This window comes from Halovivax sp. (assembly GCA_007119345.1).
Lineage (GTDB): Archaea > Halobacteriota > Halobacteria > Halobacteriales > Natrialbaceae > Halovivax.
In genome coordinates, this window is sequence record SKPV01000242.1 from 1 (window position 1) to 5,876 (window position 5,876).

Here is a 5,876-nt window from a genome sequence, read left to right on the forward strand (position 1 = left end):
ATCGAGGGCGAGGAGGCGACCGTCGCTCGCCTGCGCGCAGAACGCGGCCGGCTGGTCGGGCGCGATCGGTACACGCTCGCCGCGCCCTACGGCGCCGACGAGGGCGTTCCCACCGTTCTCGCCGCGTTCGTCGTCCAGTACTACGCCGAGCGCGACCTCCCGGACGCCCTCCTGTTGCCCGAACGCCACGACGACGACGACGTCGCCGCCTGGCTCGACGCCCAGGGCGTCGCCGTGCGGGTGCCGGGCGCCGGTCGCGAGGCTAAGCTGGTCGAACTCGCGCTGAAGAACGCCCGGCGCAACCTCGGCGGGCGCGACGAGTGCGGGATGCTGGCCGACGCCCTCGAGATCGACGCCGCCGACCGGATCGAGGGGTTCGACGTCAGCCACGCCCACGGGACGGCCGCCGTCGGGAGCGACGTGCGCTTCGTCGACGGGAGCGCCGACAAATCGGGCTATCGGCGAAAGAAGCTCGACGACGAGAACGACGACTACGAGAACATGCGTCGGCTGATCCGCTGGCGCGCCCGCCGCGCCGTCGAGGGCCGGGACGATCGGCCCGACCCGGACCTGCTGCTGATCGACGGCGGAAAGGGCCAGCTCGAGGCCGCCCGCGAGGCGCTCGCCGACGAGGGGTGGGAGGTCCCCGTCGTCGCGCTCGCCAAGGCCGAAGAGCGGGTCGTCACGCCCGACCGCGAACTCTCCTGGCCGTCGGACGCCCCGCACCTGCACCTCCTCCAGCGGGTCCGCGACGAGGCCCACCGCTTCGCCGTCCAGTACCACCAGACCGTCCGCGACGAGGTGAAGACCGTCCTCGACGACGTGCCCGGCATCGGCCCGGAGACGCGCAAGCGACTGCTGGGCCGGTTCGGCAGCGTCGAGAACGTCCGCGAGGCGAGTCTCGACGATCTGCGCAGCGTCGAGGGCGTGGGCGAGAAGACGGCGGAGACGCTGCGATCGCGGCTGTAGTGCGGTGGGTGCCGGCCTCGAACGATCTCTCCGCTGTCGGGACCGACCCGCGTCCCGGATCCCGTCAGGGAACGCGTCGGGCCCAGGTCTTTGTACCTCGCCGTCGTTCGATCGGTCGTGCCCGAGGACGACTCCATCGACGACCTGCTCGACGAACTCGACGCCCACGGCGATCTCGACGCGGCCGAACAGGTGCTCTCGATTCGGATGGAAAAGCGCCGGTACGGCAAGCCGGTCACCATCGTGGAGGGGTTCGACCTCCCGAACTCGGAGGTGGAGTCGATCGCCTCCGACCTCAAGAGCGCGATGGGAACCGGCGGCACCGTCGACGAGGGCCGGATCGAGCTTCAGGGCGACCACCGCGGTCGGGTGCCGGCGCTGTTACGCGACCGGGGCTTTCAGATCCGCGAGTAGGCGCCGATTCGCGGTCGCCGATCGTCGGGGGCGCGGTCGGAGCCGTAGCGGCGGGGCGCTCCGCCCGACCGCCGAACGCCGGCGAGACGGCTGCTATGCGATCGCGGGCGGATACGTTCAACCCGTCTTGAGGGAACGAATTTATCCCCCGTCGGTGAAGCCGGCCGTATGGAACAACACGGCATCGAGCTGCGGCCGGCGACCGCGGACGACCGCGAGGCGATCCGCGAGATCGCCCGGGCGGCCTGGCACGACACCTACGACCAACTCGACCCGGAGACCATCGACGAGACCGTCGACGCCTGGTACGACGACGAGACGTTCCGCGAGGCGATCGACGAGCCGGGCACCGCGGTGATCGTCGCCGAGCGCGACGGCGAGCTCGCCGGCTTCACCCATGGGGTCGTTTACGAGGACGAGGGCGACGTCCTCCGGATGTACGTCCACCCGGACCACCAGCGCGAGGGGATCGGCACCGCGCTGCACGAGCGGCTGCGCTCCGCGCTCGAGGACTTCAGCATGAACCGGATGCGGGCAATCGACTTCGCCTCGAACGAGGGCGGCCGGCGCTTCTACGAGGAGCTGGGGTTCGAACAGACCGGCACGGGCGGGGTCGAGATCGGCGACGAACGGTACGACGAAGTGGTGTACACGCTGGAGTTGTAGTCGACGACGAGGCGAGGCTCCCGCCCCGACGGCGATCGAGGGGCTTCTGACGCGGTCTCGCTTCCCGGACTTCCGTCGCCTCCAGCCGCGCTCGCGCTTCCCGAACTTCCGTCGTTTCCAGCCGCGCTCGCGCTTCCCGAACTTCCGTCGTTTCCAGCCGCGCTCGCGCTTCTTGATGCCGTTATCCGCCGGCCGGTCGGCCGTTCGGCCGTCGGGACGGACGCGGGGGAGCCCTCTCTCGAATAACTGGAAGGAATACACGCCACGCGTAATATTATTAACAAATAACTAACTTTCATATCGGCGAGTGCGCATTCGTTCACCATGAACCGGGACGATCGGACGAACGAATTCGATACCCGCGCGGTGACCGTCGGCGAGAAGCCCGCCGACCGCGCGGACGCCGCCGGCGACGTCGTCTCGCCGATTCACCTCGCGTCGACGTACGCCCTCGACGGCCTGGATCCGTCGCTCTCGCTCGAAGACGTCGATCCCGACGCCGGCGAATACCTCTACTCCCGACTCGCGAACCCGACCAGGCGGGCGCTCGAGAAGCGCCTCGCCTCGCTCGAGGGCGGCGATCACGCGATGGCCTTCAGCTCCGGGACGGCGGCGATCGCCGCCGTCTGCCTGTCCGTTCTGCGACCGGGCGACCGACTCGTCGCCTTCGAGGACCTCTACGCGGGCACGAAGCGGATGTTCACCGACCTCTTCGGCGAGCGGTTCGACGTCGACGTCGTCTTCGTTGACGCGACCGACCCGGACGAGGTCGCCGCGGCGATCGACGATCGGACGGCGCTCGTCTGGCTCGAGACGCCGACCAACCCGTTGATCCGCCTCTGCGACGTGGCGGCCATCGCCGAGCTGGCCCACGACCGCGGGGCGCTGGTGGGGGTCGACAACACGTTCCTCAGCCCGTACTTCCAGCGGCCCCTGGAGCTGGGCGCGGATCTGGTCGCCCACAGCACGACGAAGTTCTTGAACGGCCACAGCGATTCGATCGGCGGCGCCGTGATCACGGACGACGCCGACCTGGCCGAGCAGCTGAGCCTGACCCAGCAGATCACCGCCGGCAGCGTGCTCTCGCCGTTCGACAGCTACCTCACCCTGCGGGGGCTGAAGACGCTCCCGCTCCGGATGCGCAAACACGAGGAGAACGCGATGGTCCTCGCCGAGTTCCTGGCGGGCCACCCGGCCGTTTCGGCCGTCCATTACCCCGGACTGGATTCTCACCCGCAGCACGACCTCGCGACCCGCCAGCAGTCCGGCTTCGGCGGCGTGCTCTCGTTCGAACTCGCCGGCGATCGGGACGACGCCGTCGCCTTCCTCGAGTCGCTGGAGGAGTTCGCCCTGGCGGTGAGCCTCGGCGGCGTCGAGTCGCTGATCGAGCTCCCCGCCGCGATGACCCACGAACCGCTCGACCCCGAGACGCGTCGCGAGCTCGGCATCACGGACACGCTCGTCCGGATGTCCGTCGGCGTCGAAGACGCGGCGGATCTGCGCGCGGATCTGGCCCAGGGGCTGTCTCGGGTGCCGGCGGCGGCGCCCGCGACGAGCGCGGAGGACTGACCCGCGCGGGGAACTCCGCTCGCTCGAACGCGTACAGGGCCCCGGCGTCTCCGCTATTCGAACGCGCACAGGGTCCCGGCGCCGATGCCGCCGAAAGGGGTGCCGTTCGCGACGGCGGGCCGGGTTCCGAATTCGTCCTCGAGCGGGCGTCTCGAATAGGATATCGGACTACAAATTCGCCGATGCTGGTACAATCGTTCGTTTCTGCCGCCGTTCGACGCCCGTTCGCTCCCGGGATCGCCTGCTAGCGACGTCCGCACCCGCGCACTCCACGCGGCGACCTTCCGGCCCGCGAGGCGCCGTCCCGCGACGCTCCGGTTCGCCGGCACGAAACGGTCCGCTCTCGGGCCCGGTGCGCGTTCGGCGCGGGTACCCCCTCGACCGCCACCGGGAGGGCTACCGACGGAGCGGGTTCGTCCGCGGTCAGAACCGAGCGAGCGCGTCCGGATGCGGTGAGCGGCTCGCGTTCGGCGCCCCTCAGAACTCTTCCGCCGGGGGCGCGACGCCCTCCTCGTCGTCGCCGTGGCCCGCGAGGTCGAACTCCTCGCGGACCTCGATGATCCGGTCGCGGATGTCCGCCGCGAGCTCGAACTCGAGGTTGCTCGCGGCCTCGTCCATCCGATCCTGGAGTTCCTCGACGTAGCGGGCGGCCTCGTCGGCGTCGTCGAGGTCCTGGCCGGAGATGCTCGAGGTGTCGGTCTTGGAGCCGGGCAGGTTCGTCTCGCCGACCTCCTTCTGGATGGTCGTCGGCTCGTAGCCGTGCTCCTCGTTGAACTCCCGTTGGATCTCGCGGCGGCGCTGGGTCTCCTCGATCGCCGACTCCATGGCGTTCGAGGGCTCGTCGGCGTAGAGGATCACCTCGCCGTTGACGTTGCGGGCGGCCCGCCCCATCGTCTGGACCAGAGTGGTTTCGCTGCGGAGGAACCCCTCCTGGTCGGCGTCGAGGATCGCGACGAGCGAGACCTCGGGGATGTCGAGGCCCTCCCGGAGGAGGTTGATGCCGACGAGGACGTCGATCTCCCCGAGTCGCAGGGAGCGGACGATCTCGTGGCGCTCCAGGGTGTCGGTCTCGTCGTGCATGTAGGCGACATCGACGCCCGACTCTTCGAGGTACTCCGTGAGGTCCTCGGCCATCCGCTTCGTGAGGGTGGTGACGAGCGTGCGCTCGTCCCGTTCGATGCGCTCGTCGATGCGGTCCATCAGGTCGTCGACCTGCCCGCTGGCGGGCGAGACCTCCACCTTCGGATCCACGAGGTGGGTCGGGCGAACGATCTGCTCGACGATCCGCTCGGAGTGCTCGCGCTCGTAGTCCGCCGGCGTCGCGGAGACGTACAGCGTGCGGTCGGTCTTCTCCTCGAACTCCTCGAAGGTGAGCGGGCGGTTGTCGTAGGCGGTCGGCAGCCGGAAGCCGTTGCCGACCAGCGAGTCCTTCCGGGACTTGTCGCCGGCGTGCTGGCCCTTGATCTGCGGGAGGGTGACGTGGGACTCGTCGACGACGGTGAGGAAGTCCTCGGGGAAGTAGTCGAGCAGGGTGTAGGGGGTGTCGCCCGACTCGCGATCGTCGAGGTACACCGAGTAGTTCTCGATGCCCGAGCAGTAGCCCGTCTCCGCGATCATCTCGAGGTCGAAGGTGGTGCGCTCCTCGATGCGCTGGGCGGCGATCAGGTCGCCCTTGCGCTCGAAGTAGCTGATTCGCCGGTCGAGGTCCTCGCGGATCTCCTCCATGGCCCGCTCCAGCCTCGTCTCCGGGATCGAGTAGTGCTCGGCCGGGTGGACGAGGACGGCCCGCTGCTCGCCTTTGACCGCGCCCTCCAGCGGGTCGACCTTCACCATCCGGTCGATCTCGTCGCCCCAGAGCTCGACGCGGACGGCGTAGCGGCCGTACATCGGGAAGATCTCCAGGGTGTCTCCGCGAACCCGGAAGGTCCCCTGCGTGAAGTCGACGTCGTTGCGCTCGTAGTTGAGGTCGACCAGCCGTTTCAAGAGCTCGTCGCGGCCGATCTCCTCGCCGACCTCCAGGCGCTCGGCCATCCCCTCGTAGTTCTGCGGGTCGCCCAGCCCGTAGATCGCCGAGACCGAGGCGACGACGATGACGTCCTCCCGGGTGAGCAGCGAGCGCGTCGCGGAGTGGCGCAGGCGGTCGATCTCGTCGTTGATCGAGGCGTCCTTGTCGATGTAGGTGTCCGTCTGCTCGACGTAGGCCTCGGGCTGGTAGTAGTCGTAGTAGGAGACGAAGTACTCGACGGCGTTGTCGGGAA

The 5,876-nt window shown here is 69.2% G+C and carries 5 protein-coding genes; 4 read left to right on the forward strand and 1 reads right to left on the reverse strand.

Going from position 1 to position 5,876, the window contains the following annotated elements; all coding sequences use genetic code 11:
- The 4 genes from QZT59_RS16755 to QZT59_RS16770 form a co-directional block, all read left to right on the forward strand.
- Positions 1 to 969, forward strand: a 969-nt coding sequence (locus QZT59_RS16755) for an excinuclease ABC subunit C (RefSeq protein WP_290818927.1), incomplete at its 5' end; no start/stop codon positions are given.
- A 117-nt stretch (positions 970 to 1,086) separates the two neighbouring features.
- Positions 1,087 to 1,383, forward strand: a complete 297-nt coding sequence (locus QZT59_RS16760) for a translation initiation factor (RefSeq protein ID WP_290818929.1) — start codon at positions 1,087 to 1,089, stop codon at positions 1,381 to 1,383.
- A gap of 183 nt (positions 1,384 to 1,566) precedes the next feature.
- Positions 1,567 to 2,049 carry a GNAT family N-acetyltransferase gene (locus tag QZT59_RS16765; RefSeq protein WP_290818935.1) on the forward strand — a complete coding sequence of 161 codons (483 nt, stop codon included), beginning with the start codon at positions 1,567 to 1,569 and terminating at the stop codon, positions 2,047 to 2,049.
- A gap of 324 nt (positions 2,050 to 2,373) precedes the next feature.
- Complete coding sequence (locus QZT59_RS16770; RefSeq protein ID WP_290818931.1) at positions 2,374 to 3,618, forward strand: PLP-dependent aspartate aminotransferase family protein; 1,245 nt, start codon at positions 2,374 to 2,376, stop codon at positions 3,616 to 3,618.
- Positions 3,619 to 4,095: 477 nt separating this feature from the next.
- Here the strand turns inward: QZT59_RS16770 and uvrB are convergent.
- On the reverse strand, positions 4,096 to 5,876 hold a 1,781-nt coding region (uvrB, locus tag QZT59_RS16775), incomplete at its 5' end, for an excinuclease ABC subunit UvrB (RefSeq protein WP_290818933.1).

What these genes read in the sequence shown, in the direction of transcription:
- QZT59_RS16770 (WP_290818931.1), top strand. Translation starts at nt 2,374, where the DNA reads ATGAACCGGGACGATCGGACGAACGAATTCGATACCCGCGCGGTGACC.